This is a genomic window from Marinobacterium weihaiense (assembly GCF_019061305.1).
Lineage (GTDB): Bacteria > Pseudomonadota > Gammaproteobacteria > Pseudomonadales > Balneatricaceae > Marinobacterium > Marinobacterium weihaiense.
Map to the genome: position 1 here is coordinate 15055 of NZ_JAHQZT010000027.1, position 18378 is coordinate 33432.

Genomic DNA, 18378 nt, shown 5'->3' on the forward strand with positions numbered 1-18378 from the left:
GACTTGCCATGAATTTCTGGGTTGAACTGTCGATAACCATCCTGCTGCTGATCGGTGGCGTGTTCGTGCTGGTCGGCTCCATTGGTCTGGCGCGCCTGCCAGATTTCTACACCCGCCTGCATGCCCCGACCAAAGCCACGACCGTCGGCATGGGCGGCATTCTGATCGCCTCCATGCTGCTGATGAGCGCCGAGCAGGGCTATCTGAGCCTGCATGAGCTGTTGATCACACTGTTTCTGCTGATCACGGCACCGATTACAGCACACATGCTGGCCAAAACCGCGTTGCACCACGAAACCCGTGCCCTCAAGCGGACCCGCTCCATGCACTTGATGGCGCAGGCACGCGAACAACTGCCGCCCACGAGCAGCGATGACTGAGCCGCTGCAGACGGCCCGCCTGAACTGGCAGGGTGAAGTACCGGAGTCCGCCGCTTTCGGCGACATCTACTTCAACCGTGCCGGCGGCGTGGCCGAAACCGAACATGTTTTTCTGGCCGCCAACCAGCTGCCGGAGCGTTTTGCCGCCGCACATCAGCGCCCCTTCGTCATTGCCGAAACCGGTTTCGGCACCGGTCTGAACTTCCTGTGCGCCCGCCAACTCTGGTTGCAGCAGGCACCTGCGGATGCTCAGCTGCATTTCATCTCCTGCGAAAAGTTCCCGCTGAGCCGAGATGATCTGGCGCGCGCCCTGTCGGCTTTTCCCCAGTTCAGGGACGGTACGGCACAGCTGCTGGAAGGTTATCCGGCGCCGATACCCGGTTTCTTTACCCTGAGCCTGGACGGCGGCCGTGTGCTGCTGACCCTGTTGCTGGGGGATGCTCTGGAAACCCTGCCCCAGCTCGATGCCCGGGTGGATGCCTGGTTCTTGGACGGCTTTGCCCCCGCCAAGAACCCGGAACTGTGGAATGATCACCTGTTTGCCCAAATTGCCCGCCTGAGCGGCCCCGGCACCAGCTGTGCCACCTTTACCGCTGCCGGTATCGTGCGCCGAGGCCTGCAGGCCGCCGGTTTCGAGATTCACAAGGTACCCGGTTTTGGCCGCAAGCGGGAGATGATCAGCGGCCGTTTCGGGGCTGACCATCCTGTCTCTGCGCCGCCGGAAGACCCGATCTGGTTCAAGCGTCCACCACCTGCCGATACCGGTGCGGGTGTCACGGTCATCGGTGCGGGCCTGGCGGGCGCCAGCACGGCCCGGGCGCTGGCCGAGCAGGGCATTGCCGTGACCGTCATTGAACGCCACCCGGCACCGGCCTGCGAAGGTTCGGGCAACCCTCAGGGCGCGCTCTATGCCAAGCTGCCGGCCCAGCCAACGCCGCACAGCCGCTTTCACCTGGCCGGGCTCTGCCATACCGCCGCCCGGATACAGCCGTTACGGCAGGCACGGCCGGACGTCGGCCAGCTCTGCGGCGTGCTCCAGCTGGCACCCAACGACAAGGAATTGACCCGGCAGCAGCAGCTCATTGACACCGGCGCCTACCCGGAATCCCTGGTACAGGCTGTTGATGCCGAGCGCGCCAGCGCCCTGGCCGGACAGCCCTGTGCCCGCCCGGCCCTGTTTTTCCCCACGGCCGGCTGGGTCTCACCGCCGCGCTTCTGCCAGCAGCTGCTGGACCATCCGCTGATTCGCTGTCATTACGGCGTCGATGTCAGCGGCCTGGACCACCGTGACGGCTGCTGGCACCTGCTGGGCACGCCTTATACCGCGTCCACACTGGTCATCTGCTGCGCCACCAATGCACTGCGCTTCACCCAGCTGGCCCATCTTCCGCTCAAACCGATCCGGGGCCAGACCACCCAGACCGCCGTTCCAGCCGAGGGCCCACGGCTGCAGACCGTAGTATGCGGCGAGGGGTACATTTCACCTCCGCTGGCGGGCGAGTACTGCTTCGGCGCCTCGTTCAAGCTGCGCGATACGGCGCTGGATGTACGCGAGGAAGAACACCGCCACAACCTGGCCATCTTGGCTCGGGCTTTGCCGACATTGGGCGAGCAGCTGGCACAACAGCCGCTGCAGGGGCGCGCGGCCCTGCGCTGCAGCAGTGCCGACTACCTGCCGCTGGTCGGCCCGGTGCAGGATCAGCCGGCCTTCATCGACACCTATGCCAAACTGCGCGACGATGCCCGCTGGCCCTTCGACACACCGCCCCCGCTGCTGCCCGGCCTGTTCGTCAACTGCGGCCACGGCTCCAAGGGTCTGATCACGGCACCGCTCAGTGGGCAGTTGATCGCGGCACAGATTACCGGCGCTCCCCTGCCGATGGAACGGGAACTGGCGCGTATCCTTCACCCGGCACGATTTACCATCAAGAATCTGATCCGCAAGTCGCTATAATAAGAAAGACCGACCCGGCCATGCTTGGCCCGGTTGTACAGGGCGGGAGGTAGGCTTATGGCGCTTGTTATCTATGATCAGGGGTACCGTATTCAAACTCCGGTCGATTCCCTGTTTCGCCAACGGGGGGTCGAGGCGGCCAGTGCGGGCCAGGCGGCGGCAGCCACACCCGGCAGCGAAGATCCGATTCGCCAGCAGCAGGAACTGGAAAAGCGTATCGAGCTATCACAGGAACGCTTCCGGGTACCCGGAGAACCGACTCATTCAGCGCCGCCGCCCTCAGAAGACAATTACAAGACCTACGAGAAAAGTGGTGCCGCTGAACAACGCCGCGGCCGCCCCGCCCTGCGGGCTGCACAAGTCATGACCAGTCCGGTGCTCACCATTCCGCTGGAAACCAGTCTGCGCCAGGCCTGGAACCTGATGCAGGCCCAGGAAGTCTCACATCTGGTGGTCGTGGACGGGGAGCAGCGGGCACTGGGTCTCCTGGCACGGGAGGATATCATCAGGCGCGGTACCGACTCGCCGATCAGTGTCAGCCAGGCCTACCGCACCCGCATGGTGGTGGCTTCTCCCGATACCACCGTGACCAGCATCGCCGCCAGTTTTGTCCGTTATGCCATCAGTGCCATTCCGGTTGTGGCAGCAGACGATCAGTTGGAAGGCATCATTACGCGCACCGACCTGATTCGCATTCTGCTCAATGAGGAAGGACTGGACCGCTGGGCCTGAAGCCCCCACTGTCCGGATGAGCGTCAGGTGGGTGGCAGCCTGCGACCGGCGGCCCGTGCCGCCGTCTCCTGCAGCGGGTCGGATTCGGAGCCGGACTCACCCTGAAAGAAACGAGCCAGGGCACTGAATACCTTGCTAATAGCACGCCACAGCCGCGGCAACAGCCAGATCAGCAGCACCACGAACGCCGCCAGCACGGCCAGGAACCACAGCGGGTGATTGAGCGCGGCCCATAATCCGCCCAGCACCAGCAGATCCTCGCTGAACGAGGCCGTCCAGTTACTGAGCGGCTCCGGCGAGGTGTTGATCAATACCCGCGTGCCGGCCTTGAGGGCATGACTGCCGGCCGCCAGCGAAGCCCCGGTCAGCGCAGCGGCCAGTTCAACCGCAGGGCTGAGTTCACCCACGGCACCCGCTGCGAGAGCGGCACCGGCCGGAATACGGATGAAGGTATGCAGACCGTCCCAGCCAGTATCGACGCCGGGCGTCTTGTCGGCAAAGAACTCGACACAATACATGAAGCCTGCGGCCATCAGCACCAGCGGGTCGGACACCACTTCCAACCCCGGCGGCAGGCTCAGATGCCCCAAGTTGGCCAACACCCCCAGCATCAGCACGGTGGCATACAGGTTGATGCCACTGGCCCAGGCAACGCCCATGAACAGGGCAATCATGGAGGTAATCTGGTCCAGTTGCTCCACTGCGGCTACCTCATTCCTCGCTGTCGTCCCAATCGCTTACCCGGTCGACCGGCACGATATTGCACTGGCCAAGGCGCTGGCTGAAAATCAGCACCGCTTCGCCACGGGCCAGCGCCGCACGTACCTGCGCCTGCTTCTGTTCCAGGCTGTACTCCTGTTCACCATAGTCGGTGCCATCACGGCTGACAAACTCGGCAATCAGGTTATCCAGTGTCTCCGGGGCCAGCTCCTGCCAGGGAATGATCATGCCGACTCCCACTGTGCCAGTTGTGCAATGAAGGCGTCTTCATCCAGCACCGGCACGCCCAGCTGCTCCGCCTTGGTCAGCTTGGAGCCTGCGCCCGGCCCTGCCACCAGGGTATGGGTCTTGCCGGACACGCTGCCGCTGACCTTGGCACCCAGCGCCAGCAGGCGTGCCTTGGCCTGATCACGCGTCATCTGCTCCAATGTCCCGGTCAGCACCCAGGTTTGTCCTGTCAGCGGTTGAGCACCGGTCTGGGGGACAGCGGCGGCTTCACAGCGCCAATGCATGCCGAACGCCAGCAGCTGCGCTTCCAGCGCTCGCGCTTCCTCAACCCATTCCGGCTGCTGCAGGCAGGCCAGCAGACCTTCGCGTGCCTTCTTGCTGAACTTGGGTACCTCGGCCAAGGCGGCAGCATCGGCCTGAAGCACGGCATCCAGACTGTCGAAGTGACGTGCCAGCGCCTGGGCCCCGGTCTTGGCCACGCCGGGTATATCCATGCGTAACAGCAGCTGGTCGAGGCTGATGCTGCCCTGCAGCTCCGGCGCCAGCTGTTCGTTCTGCTGCAACTCGATCCCCTGTACCAGCAGGTCGTCAATAACCTGACGGTTGTGAGCATCCTGCATGAAGTTGTGGATCTCGTGCGCCACTTCCAGACCGATGTCCGGCAACCAGGTCAGCAGGCGCGGACGCGCCTCGCGCAAGCGTTGCAGGCTGCCCAACTGGGCCGCAAGCGCTCGCGCGGTGCCCTCGCCCACTTCGGGGATACCCAGTGCGTAGACAAAACGGGCCAGTGCCACCTGACGGCTGGCCGCGATGGCATTGAACAGATTTTCGGACGACTGCTGGGCAAAGCCGTCCAGCGACAGGAAATCCTCGACCTGCAGCCGGAACAGGTCGGCCGGTGAGCGCACCATGTCACGCGCCACCAGCTGTTCGATGCTCTTCTCGCCCAGACCGTCGATGTCCATCGCCTTGCGCGACACGAAATGAATCAGGGCCTGGGTCAGCTGGGCCCGGCAGGACAGGCGGCCCACGCAGCGGTAAATGGCACCCTCGCTGACCTGTTCCCGGCCCTTGCCGCGCTTGATCAGCTGGGTGCGCTCCACATCGGCCCCGCACACGGGACAGTGCTCGGGAATGGACACCCGGTTTTCCTCGCCGGTACGGCGCTCCTCGATCACCTGTACGATCTGCGGAATCACGTCGCCGGCACGGCGCACAATCACCTGATCACCAGCACGGACACCCAAACGGGCAATCTCGTCCATGTTGTGCAGGGTGGCATTGCTGACCGTCACGCCGCCGACAAACACCGGCTCCAGCCTGGCCACCGGGGTAATGGCACCGGTACGCCCGACCTGAAACTCGACCGCCTTGAGGCGGGTGATCTCTTCCTGGGCGGGGAACTTGTGGGCAATGGCCCAGCGCGGCGCGCGGGCCACATACCCCAGCGCCTGCTGCTGGTCGAGGCGATCCACCTTGAACACGATGCCGTCGATATCGTAGCTCAGGGCATCACGGCGCGCGGCCAGATCAGTGTAATAGTCACGACAGCCCGCCAGCCCCTGAACCCGGCGCATCTCTGCGTTAATCTTCAGTCCCCAGGCGTTGAGCTGCCGCAAGCGCTCGGTATGGGTGTCCGGCAGGCTGCCCCCTTCTACCACCCCGGTGCTGTAACAGCAGAACTCCAACGGTCGGCGTGCCGTCACGGCCGGGTCCAGCTGACGCAGACTGCCAGCGGCGGCATTGCGCGGGTTGACAAAGGTTTTCTCGTTGGCGGCCCGAGCCTGTTCGTTGAGCCGCTCAAAGCCAGCACGGGGCATGTAGATCTCGCCACGCACCTCTAGCCGTGCCGGCCAGCCCTCGCCCAGCAAGCGCAAAGGCACCGAATGCAGGGTACGCACATTGAGCGTGATGTCTTCGCCGGTATAGCCGTCACCACGCGTCGCGGCACGCACCAGGCGGCCCTGCTCGTACATCAGGCTGACCGCCAGTCCATCGAGCTTAGGCTCGCAGGCAAATGCAAGCTCCGCCTCCGGTGGCAGTTCCAGGCGCTCGTATACCCGGCGCACGAAGGCGTCCATATCCTCGGCGCTGAAGGCGTTGCTCAGTGACAGCATGGGCTGCTCGTGGGTCACTTCGGAAAAGCCGCTGTCGGGCTTATTGCCGATCCGCTGCGTGGGTGAGTCTTCACTCACCAGCTCGGGATATTCGGCCTCCAGCGCCTGCAACGCCTGGAACAGGCGGTCATACTCGCTGTCCGTAATACTCGGCTGGTCCAGCACGTGATAGCGGTAATTATGCTGTTCAATTTCGGCACGCAGCTGCTCGGCGCGACGGGATACGGATTCAGGCAGACTCATCGGCATTCGGCTTGTTCAGGTTCTGGGTTGAGGCAATCGATCGGCATCGGGCGGCGTTCAGCCCGTGCTGGTGGCGAGCCGCATCAGGCTGGCGGCTGGCGGACAAGCAAAAGCGGGCCTCAGTTGGCCCGCCGTTGACGCTGGTGCATCTCGAAGTCACGGATGCGTTCGCGGTAGTGTTCCTTGGTTTGCGGCCGCATCACCGAGCGGTCCTCGTCCAGCAGGTCGCCGTTGAGGTGCTTGGCCAACGTCTCCGCGGTGGCCAACATGCACTCGTATGCAGTCATGGTGTCGGTGGGCTCATCCATCGACATGAAGAAGGTAACCGCCGGTGTTTCCAGAGCTTCCAGGTTGTCCGGGTCGAAGGTCCCCGGCGCGACCGCGTTAGCCATGCTGAACTGAATCGGCGCATCGGGGCGGCTGTCTTCCGGGCGGTGGTAAATATCCATGTCACCCCACTCCATGCCACAGGCCGTCACGACCCGGTTCAATGCCGGACCGGGCAGATAAGCCCCCTGGCGCCCGACCACGGTAATGACCAGCACATGCTCGGGATCCGGCGTATGTTTCAGGCCGCGATTGCTGCGCACCGGCGTGTTCTGCGGCGCTGGTTCAGGATCGGGAACAGGGGCTGGCTCTTGTGCCGGCTCCGCAACCGGCTCGGATACGACCTGTTCAGCTGCCTGTGTCTCACGCACAGCGGGCTCCGCTTGGGTGGGTTCCCGCATTTCATGAAGCTGCGGCTCGACGGTCTTGGCCTCCATGGGGGTGTCCGTACCAGAGAGACGCTCAGTGTGAATCTCCTCTGATACTTTTACCCTGTGATCCGCCGATTCGGCACGGGGTACATCATCCCATTCGGGCAACGGCACTTCTGTTTCATGTATGCGCGTTTCTGTTTCGGGGGCGCTTTCCACCTCATCCAGTAACACGGGGATAGGGGTTTCTCGGGGCTTGAGCTCCGGAGAGACCGGGTCCTCCGGCACGCGCGGTGTCGCGGCTGCTGACGGGCGTCGCCCACCCGGTTTTACCGCTGGAATGTCATCAAACAGGGGGTCTGGGCCCGAGCCGTTATCCGCCTCGGCAAAGCCGGGCTCGATACGCTCGTCTGCCGCCTGCCCCCCTCGCATACGAGCCCCGCCGTTAGGCAGTTCGGGGTTATTGGGGTCATCCTCGGACAGTTCCGACAGGGTACGGTCGATCTCCAGTCGCAAGCGGCTGCGATTGGCACTGACACGGCGCCAACCATCCACCAGAATCAGAATCACAATCAGTACACCGCCGATGATGAGCCACTCGCGTAGACTGATATCCATTGTTGTCGCCTTACCCCGTTGATGAAACGCCGAAGATTACTGTACCACTTGGTCTATGACCAGTGTAACAGGCTCGGAATTGCCTGTGGTAGCAACCGGCGCCACCAGACCCTGAAGGTCGCCGGCCTGAGGCTGAGGCTGACCGGACAGGCTGACTCGGGCGCTGACTTCCACTTCAGCATGGGATGACAGGCGCGCCTGGGGCGTCATGGCCATGGCGTCGGTCAGCTCGATTTCCAAAGGCAGATCCTTGACCTGGCGTTTGACCGCTGCCAGCGGCATGCGGCCACCTACCGGACGGGCAAAGATAAACAGAGTCTGCTCGGGGTCCACCTGCGCCGCCAGCTCCGGCGACAGTGCCACCTGCAGCACGATGCTGGCTTCCGCCAGTTCGGGCAGATCCGGTACCGGCTGGCCGGCCGCGATCAGTTCATCACGGGCCCGCTGGATACCGCTGCGCAGGGAGTCGGCCGCCTGACCGTCGGCGTTGATCAATGCCTTGCGCCAATGTTCGATGGCCGCGGTGTAGTTCTGCTGTTCGAAGGCGTCGATGCCCAGCAACCCCAGGGCGGCAATTTCGTAGGGCTCTCGCATCAAAGTGGCGTCGATCTGGGCCCGTACGGCATCATCCATCCCCCCGTCACGCGCAAAATACATGGCCTGCGCAAGCTGTCCCATGACACTGGCATACTGGGGCGCCTCTTCAGGCAGGTAGTTCAGCACTTGACGGAAGGCGTCCACACCGGCGGCGTAGTCACCGGCATTCATGTGCGTATTGGCCAGCAGGTACCAGCCTTCCGGGTTCTCCGGGTCATTGGCCAGCTGGGTTTCCAGCGCAGCCACAGCCTGCTCCAGCGTTGGCTGCTGGCCGTCACCCGGTGCCGGCATGTTCAGCGCCACCGCCAGGTCATCGGCTCGCCCCAGATGGTTATACAGTCCCAGTGCAGCGGCGGGAATCATCAGCGCCAGCAGTGTGACCGTCACCAGCTGTGCCTGCCCTACAGGACGACGCGGGCTGGATGTCTGTGGCGCCACCTCGGCATCGATCAGCAGGTTGCGTTCCAGCTCCAGTTTCAGCGTCGCGAACTCGGCATCCGCAAGCGTGCCCTGCGCACGTTCGTGCTCCAGCTCGGCCAGCCGTTCGCGGAAGATATCCACGTTTTGCTGTTGGCGGTCGACAGCTTCGGCACGGCTACGGCGCTGATACCGCAGCAACGGCCAGAACATGATGGCAATGGCGATCAGGGTCAGTACCCCAATGCCGATCCACAGATTGATCATTGGTCAGAATCCCGTTGCAATAACTTGTTGAGGCGTTCCGCCTCTTCGGTGCTGAGGCTGTCGCTGGCCTGATAACGGCCCGGCGCTGCAGGCGGCGTGGCCTCACTAGTGGATGCACTGTTCTGGCGACGATTGCGGCTGATCAGCACCACCACCAGAATGCCGATGCCCAGCAGTACAAAGGGGCCATACCAGAGCAGCCAGGTGGTTTCGTTGACCCGCGGCCGATACAGCACGAAATCGCCATAGCGCGTCACCATGAAGTCGATGATGCTCTCGTTCGGTTCACCCGCCTCGAGCATGCGGTGCACCTCGCGCCGCAAGTCCGCCGCCAGCGGTGCATCCGAATCAGCGATGTTCTGATTCTGACACTTGGGACAGCGCAGTTCGTTGGTCAGCTGCTGAAAGCGTTCTTCCTTCTGCTCGTCCGAAAACTCGTAGGCATCAATGGCTGCCTGCGCCGACAGCGGCACCAGCAGCATCAGCCACATCAGCAGGGCTCTCATGAGCGGCTCTCCTGTTCCACCTGGGCCATGACCTGTTTCAGTGTCTTCCAGACCTCGGCATCCACTGCGCCAACGTGGCGATAACGCACACGCCCTTCCGGATCCAGAACATAGGTTTCCGGCGCACCGTACACACCCATGTCGAGGCCCAGACTACCGTCCTGATCCAGCACCACCTTTTGATAGGGATTGAGATAACGGCGCAGCCACTCGCGCGCCTTGCCCGGCTCATCCTTGTAGTTGATGCCGTAGATGGTGACGTTTTCATCCTGTGCCAAACGATTGAGGAAGCCATGCTCTTCCTTACAGGTCGGACACCAAGTGGCCCAGACATTCAACAGCGCCACTTCACCCTTGAGGTCGTCCGGTGTCAGCAGCCGTGACGGCTCGGTCAGCGACGGCAGCTCGAACGCCGGTATCGGGCGCTTTTTATCCGCCAGCTCTGAGGGCAGCTCGGTCGGATCGATCGACAGCCCGCGCCAGAGAAAGAGGCCCAGCAGCAGAAACAGGGCCAGCGGAATGAAAGCCAACAGTTTGCGATTGTTCATCTGAACCTCTCAGCTTGTAGCGGCCGCAATGGCACGACGCTTGCGATAGCGGGGATCCGAGGCAGCCAGCAGACCGCCAAAGGTCATCAGCAGGCCACCCAGCCACAACCAGCGCACATAGGGCTTGTACTGAACACGCACGGCCCAGGCGCCGTTTTCAAGCGGTTCACCCAGTGCCACGTAGAGATCACGGGTGAAGCCCGGATCAATAGCGGCTTCGGTCATGACGTTACCACGCGCGGTGTACAGGCGCTTTTCAGGCTTCATTTCGGCATAGGTTTTGCCATCGAGCATAACCCGAATCTGACCCTGATCTGACGTGTAGTTCGGGCCTTCGACATGACGGTTGCCTTCATAGATAAAGGTGTAGTCACGGAAGGTGATCGAATCGCCCGGTTGCATGCGCATGTCACGCTGTTCGCTGTAGATGGAAACCAGTGCCACACCGACCACCAGCACGGCTACACCCAAGTGCGCCAGTACCATGCCATAGTAGCTGCGTGTCTGTTTGAGCAGTCCAGCCAGCTTCTCACGGCGATGACGCAGGCGGTTGTAAAGATCACGGCCCCCTGCCAGTACCACCCACCAGGCGAGTACCAGACCAATAGTGACCCAGGCCTGAAGCTCACCCGCGTACAGCCAGGTTGCTGCCAGCCCCAGTACCAACGCGCACAGCCCTGGCAGCCACAGCTGATGCACCAGCATGGACATCGGCGTCTGCTTCCAGCGGCTGACGACCCCGGCCCCCATGAACACCAGCATGATCGCCATCAGCGGCACGAACAGGGCATTGAAGTACGGCGGGCCCACGGACAGCTTGCCCATGCCCAGCGCGTCCACGATCAGCGGGTAGATGGTCCCCAGCAGCACCATGGCGCAAGATACGACCAGCAACACGTTGTTCACCAGCAGCAGGCTTTCACGCGACAGCAGCCCGAAGGAGGACTCACTGCGCATCTGCCCGGCGCGGATGGCATACAGCAGCAGGGAGCCGCCAATCACCACCGCCAGCATGATCAGAATAAACAAACCGCGCTCAGGATCGGAGGCGAAGGCGTGTACCGACGTCAGCACACCGGAACGTACCAGGAAGGTACCCAGTAGACTGAGCGAGAAGGCAAAGATTGCCAGCAGCACAGTCCAGCTTTTGAACACGCCGCGTTTTTCGGTCACGGCCAGGCTGTGGATAAGGGCAGTACCCACCAGCCAAGGCATCAGGGAAGCGTTTTCAACCGGGTCCCAGAACCACCAGCCGCCCCAACCCAGCTCGTAATAGGCCCACCAACTGCCCAGTGCGATGCCCAGGGTCAGAAACGCCCACGCCACTGACGTCCAGGGACGTGACCAACGTGCCCAGGCGGCATCCAGGCGCCCGCTCAGCAGCGCCGCGATGGCAAAGGCAAAAGATACGGCAAAGCCGACATAACCCATGTACAGCATCGGCGGGTGCACGATCAGACCGAAGTCCTGCAGCAACGGATTCAGGTCCGCACCTTCCTGCGGGAAGCCCGGCAAATAACGTTCGAACGGACTGGAAGTGAACAGGATAAACAGATAGAAACCGATCGAGACCCAACCCATCACCGCCAGCACGCGGGCAATGATGTCCTGTGGCAAATTACGGCTTTTGATCGCCACCGCCAGCGTCCAGGCCGCCAGAATCAGCACCCACAGCAACAGCGAGCCTTCATGACCGCCCCAGACGGCGCTCAGGCGGTAATACCAGGGCAGAGCCGTATTGGAGTTGCTGGCGACATACACCACGGAAAAGTCATTGTCGAGAAAGGACCAGCTCAGACACAGGAAACTGATCAGAGTGAACAAGAACATGCCCTTGCTGAGCGGGCGGGCAAAATCCATCCACAACGCATTGCCACGACTGGCCCCTACCATCGGAACAGTCGCCAGCAGAACCGCGAAACACAGTGCCAGAATCAGGGTGTACTCACCCAGTTCAGGGATAATCATTTATTGAACTCCTGACCTTCCGGCATCGGCATTTTGCCCGCTTTGGCCAGGGCTTCTGCCACTTCCGGCGGCATGTAGTTTTCATCGTGCTTGGCCAGCACTTCAACGGCCTCCAGCACACCGTGCTCGTTCAGGGCGCCCTGGGCAACAATCCCCTGCCCCTCACGGAACAGGTCCGGCAGAATGCCAACGTACTCCACGGTCACGGTCTTGTCGTAGTCAGTCACATCGAAACTGACAAACAGCGATTCCGGATCGCGCTTGATACTACCTTCCACAACCATACCGCCGGCACGGATGCGCGTATCCTGGGGTGCTTCACCGGCCGCAATCTGAGTCGGCGAATAGAACAGGTTGATGTTCTGATTCAGCGCGAACAGTGTCAGGCCAACGGCCACACTGACGCCGACCACTATGAACATCACCAGCATAAGGCGCTGCTTACGTTTCGGTGTCATCGTGCTTCCTCCTCGCGACGCAAACGACGTTTCTGCTCAGTCAGCAGCCTATCGCGGCTGACTTTGGGCACCAGCCAATTGGCGGCCAGAATAACCAGGCCAAGGCCATAGCTCAGCCAGACATAAATGCCATGACCGCCCATGGCGATGAACTCCGAGAAACTGTTAAAACTCACCACGACCTCACTGTTTTTTCAGCAGCTCGCGTACCCAACCGGTACGCCGCTCGCGCCAGATAATTTCGTTCCTCAACCGCAGCATCAGGCTGACGGCGAAAAAGCAGTAGAACCCGATCACCATCACCAGCAACGGCAGCCACATCTCAGCCGGCATGGCCGGCTTCTCCGTCAACTTGAACGTGGCCGGCTGGTGCAAGGTGTTCCACCACTCCACCGAATACTTGATGATCGGGATATTCACCAGCCCCACGAGCGCCAGTACGGCCGATGCCTGCGCAGCAGTGGACTCGTTTTCGATCGCCGAGTTCAATGCCATGACCCCCAGATACAGAAACAGCAGAATCAGCATGGAGGTCAGGCGCGCATCCCAGACCCACCAAGAGCCCCAAGTCGGTTTACCCCAGATCGCTCCCGTGGCCAGTGCCAGCACCGCCATGGAGGCCCCGATCGGCGCGGCAGACTTGAGCACCATGTCAGCCACCTTCATCTTCCAGATCAAACCAATAGCACCGGCTACGGCCATCAGCATGTACGCAGACTGCGCCAGAATGGCCGAGGGCACATGCAGGTAGATGATGCGAAAGCTGTTGCCCTGCTGGTAGTCAGCCGGCGCAAACGCCAGCGACCAGATCGTGCCACCAATCAACAGCAGCAGTGCCGCCCCTGTGAACCAAGGCAACAGACTGCCGGTAATTTGATAGCACCAGCGGGGAGAAGCCAGTTGGTAGAACCAGCGCGGCATCCATTTTTTCTCGGCCATAATGTCTCTTCTTTTAACTACTGATTGAGATCCGCAAGGCAGCACTGATAGCCAGTGGGGCCAGCCCCAGCGCGAGCGCCAGCAAGGCTCCCAGCAATGCCAGATATCCGCCCAGCGGCAGTCCGGTCACCGCCGCCTGCACGGCACTGGACCCGAATATCAGCACCGGGATATACAGCGGTAATACCAGCAGGGAGATCAACACCCCGCCCTTTTTCAAGCCGACGGTCAGTGCGGCGCCAATGGCGCCCACCAGGCTCAGCGTCGGCGTCCCCAGCAACAGGCTCAGCATTAACCCCGGCATGCCCTCAGCCGGCAAAAACAGCATCAAGCCAAGCAGGGGTGCCATCAGGGTCAGCGCCAGCCCGGTCATCACCCAGTGTGCCAGCACCTTGGCCAGGACCACCACGAACAGCGGCTGAGGGCTGAGCAACAACTGCTCCAGCGAACCGTCCTCGTAATCGGAGCGAAACAATGCATCCATCGACAGCAGCGTGGCCAACAGGGCGGCAACCCACACCACCCCGGGCGCCAGTTGCGACAAAAACCCGGGCTCGGGACTGACCCCCAGCGGGAACAGCGTTGCCACCATCAGGAAAAAGATCAGCGGATTGACCAGGTCACTCTTGCGCCGAAACGACAACAGGAACTCGCGTCGCCAAGTCGCCGCAAACAAGCCAGCCATGCCGATTTCTGCCGGCTGCCCGGAATTAGTCTTCATTGTCATGTCGAAGTTCCTGCCAGCTGGTCCAGATTGATTTTGCGTACCGGCCCTTGAATACCCAGCTCGTGATGAGTGGTCAGCAACACGCTGCCGCCACGCCGAGCATGCTGCAGCAACAGTTGTTCCTTGGCGGCCACGCCGCGCTTGTCGATCGCGGTAAAGGGTTCATCCAGAATCCACAGCGGGGCTTGGCTCAGGTACAGGCGTGCCAGGCTGACACGGCGATTCTGCCCCGCTGACAGCGAGTGACAGGGCACGTCTTCGTAGCCGCGCAGACCGACTTGCCACAGCGCATCAGCAATGGCGTGGGCATTGATGGACGGGCTCAGGGCGGCATACCAGCGCAGGTTTTCTTCCGGCGTCAGCACCGCCTTGACCCCGGCCTGATGCCCGAAATACAGCAGCTCGCGGCAATACTGCTCGCGCACCTCGTCGACCGGTTCGCCGCGCCAGCAAATGTCACCTTCATAATGACGCGACAGGCCGCTGAGTATGCGCAGCAGCGTAGTCTTGCCACTGCCGTTCTGCCCCTCGATCTGGACGATTTCACCGGCGTGCAGGGCAAAATTCAGGTTGCTGAACAGCACACGATCATCGCGTTCGCAGAAGAGCCCTTTGACGGTTAACAGCTGTTCAGACAAGCCAAAACCCTTTAAAAAATGCAGTGTTGGTCGATAATGACGAAAGGCGCCATTATATACAGATTGGCTAACCACCGTCAGGCTCAACTTTATACCCATCAAGGGGGGACAAGGGTGCTACCCACGTCATCCACTACGACCAGTGCCGGCACCGGGCGAACCGCCTTGTCGACAACACTTGAGCAGCTGCTGCCCGCCGGTGGCCGCGAGCTTTCGGCCGTGGTCAGACAGGTCAGCAGCAACAACGGCAACAGCACCGCCTTTCGAATCCAAGTTGAAGCCAACAATCGACTGCTGGAGCTGCTGACTCGGGCGCCACTCGCTACCGGTGACCGCATCAACCTGAGCCGCACTCCGGCCGGCGAGCTGCAGCTGTCATTGCCGCAGCCCATGCGTGCAGAAACAGCCCCTCCGGCCCCAGCACGTGCCCTGCTGCTGCAGATACCGACCGCTCAAGCCGAACATCTGCAACAGCAATTACCCTTGAATACGCCGCGCCCGGCACGGGTGATCAGTTCTACCCCCCAGCCCTCGCCCTCCACGGCGGCCGGGGGGCAGCAGCAGAGTACGACGCCCACACCAACGGCCCCCGCCACAGCGCCCCCACCTGGCCCAGCATCTGCGGCCTCCGCAGCGCCCGCCACGCCGACTCAAGCTCAAAACCAGGGGGCCACCCAAAATTCGGCGCCCCCTCAATCTCAGGCTCAGGCTCAGGCTCAGGCTCAGGCTCAGGCTCAAACGACGGTATTCCGCGCCCAGCTGCAGCAGATCAGCCAGTTGTCACCATCTCCCCCGGCAACAACCGCCCCCGCTGGACAGCCTGCTTCCGGAGCAACACCCGCAGCCCCCCCTCACCCATCAACTGCAGCCGGCACACCCTCAGCAGGCGCACCCTCAGCAGGCGCAAGCCAGGCAACGGCCGCCAACCCGCTGAGCGGCACAGGTACGACTGCTAGCACGCCGCCGGCTACAACCAGCGGGACAGCCAACACCGCGCCCACCGCGCAGCCGTCTGCCCCCCCTCCACCGCCCACTCCGCCTGCGACTCAAGGCTCGGCGCCGCCGCAGGCCAATCGCGCCGCGCCTAACCCTCCCCCGCCCGACCCGACAGGGCCCAAGCCAGCTGGCCCCGGACCAGCGGGCACCGGACCAATAGCATCCGGTGTTGACGCATCACGAGCGGGCACGCCCCCTACTGCGAACAATGCAACCGCCACGGCAACGTCGCCCACCGCAACTCCCCCTGCGGGTATTCGCCACAGCGGCAATGCCCTGTTGCAAGCCCTGGGACAACAGCAACCCCGCCCCCTTGTCCAGCACCAGGTGCAACTTCAGCTGGCCGGTCAACCGATCGAGCTGACCAGTAACCGTCCGTTGCAGGCCGGTCAGTCGGTGCTGCTGACCCGTACCGACAGCCAGTCCGTTCAAATGCAGCCGCAGGCGACCGCCACGCCCCCTGCGCCCCAGAGCGCCGGGCAACAGGCCGCCATTCAGCAGGCCCTGCGTGAGGCGCTGCCGCAGCAACTGCCCTTCGGCGATGCCCTGAACCAGCTGGTACAATTGAGCCAGACGCCCAGCGTCCGCGCCCAGAGCAGTATCGGACAGATGGTCCAGTCAATGCTCAACCTGTTCAGCGTGACCCCCGACAGCCCAGACGCCGACCAGGCCATCAAGCGCAACCTGCAGCAGGGCGGCCTGATGACAGAGGCGCGCCTGGCACAGTCCGGCGGCAGCGACAAGGCGCAGGTCGACATCAAGCAGCAACTGGGACAACTGATGAAAGCCGCCGAACAGCTCCCCCCCGAGGCCCGCCAGCAGATGCAGCGTCTGGTGGACTCACTGCAGGCACGCTCGACCAGTCAGCAGCTCAGCAGCTTGCAAGCCTCCAAAGAGCTTCCGGACGGGGGACAGGAACGGGTTTTTCGGCTTGACCTGCCGATTCGCCAGGCCGACCGGCACGAGACTGCCGAAATGACGATTCGTGAACACCGGCCCTCCCCCCATGACACTGACGAGACCGAGCATTTCTGGAGCGTGGCGCTGCACTTTGACCTGCCTCAACAGGGCAGTGTCGATGCCCGCCTGAGCCTGCATGAGGGCTGGCGCCTTAACTTGAACTTCTGGGCGCAACAGGCTGATACACTGCGCCGGATTGAGCGCCGGCTGGATGACTTTGCCGCCGACCTGCATGAGCGCGGTTTCCTGATCGATCAGCTGCAGGCCCACCAGGGCCAGCCCACTCAGCCCCGTCTGACCGATATCCAGCGTCGCCTGGTGGATGTACACACATGAGTGATGATCGCCCCGAACGCAGTGCCGTTGCCCTCAAGTACGATAAGGACAAGCCTGGCGCACCCCGCGTGGTCGCCAAGGGGCAGGGGCTGATTGCCGAGCAGATACTGGCACTGGCCGAGGAACACGACATTCACATTCACCAGAGCCCTGAATTGATCGAAGTATTGATTCGGATGGAGCTGGGCGAAGAAATTCCCGAGGCGTTGTATCGGGCCATTGCGGAGGTCATCGCCTTTGCCTATGGCCTCAAGGCGGAGCGTGAACAGTCAAATCAGTGACGCTGCTCAGGCAGCATCTCGCTGCTGTGCAGCTCCCGGTGCAGCAGGGCCATCAATTCAGCCTCAGGCCGCCCGATGCCGCAGTTGCGCACCAAGTCATCCACCGAGGCACCCATTTCCATGAGTTTGGCCGCCTGGTTGTAGGCCAGCACGCCGGGGTCGCGGTTTTCCAGTTCCTGCTGTTTTTCCACCGTAATATTGAGCTTGCGCTCGATGGCCATCAGGCGCTTTCCCATGCCGATGGAGCCATTGGTCATGGCGCGAATCTCGTTGCGCAGCACATTGATCAGCGCCTGGTGCTGGCGCTCCTGACGCTTGAGCCGCACCAGGGCGTAAATGCACACCGCAGCAGCCACACAGGCCACCAGGGTCAAAAACAGCATGAACACCAGTGAATACTCAACCACACGCGCACCCAGATCCAATTACGATCCCGCAGGAAAACCGCCAGTGTAACCGATTATCGACGCAGGTTCACCGCCTTCAAACGCTGTTGGCTTCAAACTCGATCAGCAGTTGATCAATGTCCAGAATGGCGCAGCGTTCGGGCATATAAGTCCCCAATAGCCAAGTGCGATGGTGCTTGTCCCGGTGCCAGTTGATCTCGGCCGTTGGAATGCGCACCGACTGCACCAGTTCATCACAGGCCAGTGCCCAGCGCCGCCCGTGCAGAATCACGACTTCCGAATATTTGGAGTACTCCGGGCGGTAGCGTTCGGGAATCAGCCAGCGCGCCGTATCAACGATACGGGTCCATACCGGCTCTGCTCCGAAGCGTCCGAGCATCCAGTCAGGTCCATCCAGCTCCAGCGCCAAGTCGACCAGATGCAGTGATCCATCGACACGATCGAAGGGAATCGCCAGCTTGAGGCCGTGCATGTCCACAAGAATGCAGTTGACCTCTGTACCCAGCCGAGCCGCCTGTTCCGGCACTGGCATGGCAACCATGGGGGCGGGCTCTGGCTCTGGCTCTGGCTCTGGCTCTGGCTCTGGCTCTGGCTCTGGCTCTGGCTCTGGCTCTGGCTCTGGCTCTGGCTCTGGCTCTGGCTC

Annotated in this window: 20 protein-coding genes; 5 read left to right on the top strand and 15 right to left on the bottom strand. The window is 62.2% G+C overall.

The genetic code is table 11. The features are described from left to right. Window positions 1-8 precede the first annotated feature (8 nt). From KTN04_RS14470 to KTN04_RS14480, 3 genes are read left to right on the top strand one after another with little or no spacing between them, the layout of a single operon-like run. Window positions 9-380 carry a Na+/H+ antiporter subunit G gene (locus tag KTN04_RS14470; protein WP_217335946.1) on the top strand — a complete coding sequence of 124 codons (372 nt, stop codon included), beginning with the start codon at window positions 9-11 and terminating at the stop codon, window positions 378-380. After that, window positions 373-2334, top strand: a complete 1962-nt coding sequence (mnmC, locus tag KTN04_RS14475) for a bifunctional tRNA (5-methylaminomethyl-2-thiouridine)(34)-methyltransferase MnmD/FAD-dependent 5-carboxymethylaminomethyl-2-thiouridine(34) oxidoreductase MnmC (protein WP_217335947.1) — start codon at window positions 373-375, stop codon at window positions 2332-2334. Before KTN04_RS14470 ends, mnmC begins: the two co-directional genes overlap by 8 nt. 57 nt (window positions 2335-2391) lie before the next feature. Further along, window positions 2392-3066, top strand: coding sequence for a CBS domain-containing protein (locus KTN04_RS14480; RefSeq protein ID WP_217335948.1), 675 nt, complete (start codon window positions 2392-2394; stop codon window positions 3064-3066). A gap of 23 nt (window positions 3067-3089) precedes the next feature. On the opposite strand, the gene KTN04_RS14485 is transcribed toward KTN04_RS14480, so the two are convergent. From KTN04_RS14485 to ccmA, 13 genes are all read right to left on the bottom strand, one after another. Beyond that, a complete protein-coding gene (locus KTN04_RS14485) occupies window positions 3090-3767 on the bottom strand; it encodes a DUF4126 domain-containing protein (RefSeq protein ID WP_217335949.1) in 678 nt (225 codons plus the stop codon). A 10-nt stretch (window positions 3768-3777) separates the two neighbouring features. Next, window positions 3778-4014: a YheU family protein gene (locus tag KTN04_RS14490; protein ID WP_217335950.1), complete on the bottom strand. Its 237-nt coding sequence runs from the start codon at window positions 4012-4014 to the stop codon at window positions 3778-3780. Further along, window positions 4011-6374, bottom strand: coding sequence for an NAD-dependent DNA ligase LigA (gene ligA, locus KTN04_RS14495; RefSeq protein WP_217335951.1), 2364 nt, complete (start codon window positions 6372-6374; stop codon window positions 4011-4013). Before ligA ends, KTN04_RS14490 begins: the two co-directional genes overlap by 4 nt. Before the next feature lie 119 nt (window positions 6375-6493). Then, window positions 6494-7690 (bottom strand): cell division protein ZipA, encoded by a 1197-nt coding sequence (gene zipA, locus KTN04_RS14500; RefSeq protein ID WP_217335952.1) that lies wholly within the window; start codon window positions 7688-7690, stop codon window positions 6494-6496. A 36-nt stretch (window positions 7691-7726) separates the two neighbouring features. Then, a complete protein-coding gene (gene ccmI, locus KTN04_RS14505) occupies window positions 7727-8971 on the bottom strand; it encodes a c-type cytochrome biogenesis protein CcmI (RefSeq protein ID WP_217335953.1) in 1245 nt (414 codons plus the stop codon). Then, the gene (locus tag KTN04_RS14510) at window positions 8968-9477 is read right to left on the bottom strand and encodes a cytochrome c-type biogenesis protein (protein ID WP_217335954.1); all 510 of its coding nucleotides are present in this window, start codon (window positions 9475-9477) and stop codon (window positions 8968-8970) included. Before KTN04_RS14510 ends, ccmI begins: the two co-directional genes overlap by 4 nt. Continuing rightward, the gene (locus KTN04_RS14515) at window positions 9474-10025 is read right to left on the bottom strand and encodes a DsbE family thiol:disulfide interchange protein (protein WP_217335955.1); all 552 of its coding nucleotides are present in this window, start codon (window positions 10023-10025) and stop codon (window positions 9474-9476) included. Before KTN04_RS14515 ends, KTN04_RS14510 begins: the two co-directional genes overlap by 4 nt. Window positions 10026-10034: 9 nt before the next feature. Further along, the gene (locus KTN04_RS14520; protein WP_217335964.1) at window positions 10035-11990 is read right to left on the bottom strand and encodes a heme lyase CcmF/NrfE family subunit; all 1956 of its coding nucleotides are present in this window, start codon (window positions 11988-11990) and stop codon (window positions 10035-10037) included. Next, window positions 11990-12451, bottom strand: coding sequence for a cytochrome c maturation protein CcmE (gene ccmE / locus KTN04_RS14525; RefSeq protein WP_217335956.1), 462 nt, complete (start codon window positions 12449-12451; stop codon window positions 11990-11992). Before ccmE ends, KTN04_RS14520 begins: the two co-directional genes overlap by 1 nt. Beyond that, the gene (ccmD, locus tag KTN04_RS14530) at window positions 12448-12627 is read right to left on the bottom strand and encodes a heme exporter protein CcmD (protein ID WP_217335957.1); all 180 of its coding nucleotides are present in this window, start codon (window positions 12625-12627) and stop codon (window positions 12448-12450) included. The genes ccmE and ccmD overlap by 4 nt, the downstream gene beginning before the upstream one ends. A 7-nt stretch (window positions 12628-12634) precedes the next feature. Beyond that, window positions 12635-13390: a heme ABC transporter permease gene (locus KTN04_RS14535; protein ID WP_305799481.1), complete on the bottom strand. Its 756-nt coding sequence runs from the start codon at window positions 13388-13390 to the stop codon at window positions 12635-12637. Window positions 13391-13403: 13 nt separating this feature from the next. Next, complete coding sequence (ccmB, locus tag KTN04_RS14540) at window positions 13404-14075, bottom strand: heme exporter protein CcmB (protein WP_217335966.1); 672 nt, start codon at window positions 14073-14075, stop codon at window positions 13404-13406. A 38-nt stretch (window positions 14076-14113) separates the two neighbouring features. Next, the gene (ccmA, locus tag KTN04_RS14545; RefSeq protein ID WP_217335958.1) at window positions 14114-14755 is read right to left on the bottom strand and encodes a cytochrome c biogenesis heme-transporting ATPase CcmA; all 642 of its coding nucleotides are present in this window, start codon (window positions 14753-14755) and stop codon (window positions 14114-14116) included. A 165-nt stretch (window positions 14756-14920) separates the two neighbouring features. Here ccmA and KTN04_RS14550 point away from each other — a divergent pair, with 165 nt between their 5' ends. Beyond that, a complete protein-coding gene (locus KTN04_RS14550) occupies window positions 14921-17047 on the top strand; it encodes a flagellar hook-length control protein FliK (protein WP_217335959.1) in 2127 nt (708 codons plus the stop codon). Beyond that, window positions 17044-17328, top strand: coding sequence for an EscU/YscU/HrcU family type III secretion system export apparatus switch protein (locus tag KTN04_RS14555; RefSeq protein WP_217335960.1), 285 nt, complete (start codon window positions 17044-17046; stop codon window positions 17326-17328). Before KTN04_RS14550 ends, KTN04_RS14555 begins: the two co-directional genes overlap by 4 nt. Here the strand turns inward: KTN04_RS14555 and KTN04_RS14560 are convergent. Both KTN04_RS14560 and KTN04_RS14565 read right to left on the bottom strand, forming a co-directional pair. Beyond that, window positions 17322-17753, bottom strand: coding sequence for a DUF2802 domain-containing protein (locus tag KTN04_RS14560; RefSeq protein WP_254262581.1), 432 nt, complete (start codon window positions 17751-17753; stop codon window positions 17322-17324). The genes KTN04_RS14555 and KTN04_RS14560 overlap by 7 nt on opposite strands. Window positions 17754-17811: 58 nt before the next feature. After that, window positions 17812-18378: chemotaxis protein CheW (locus KTN04_RS14565; protein ID WP_217335961.1), on the bottom strand; the 567-nt coding region annotated here is incomplete at its 5' end.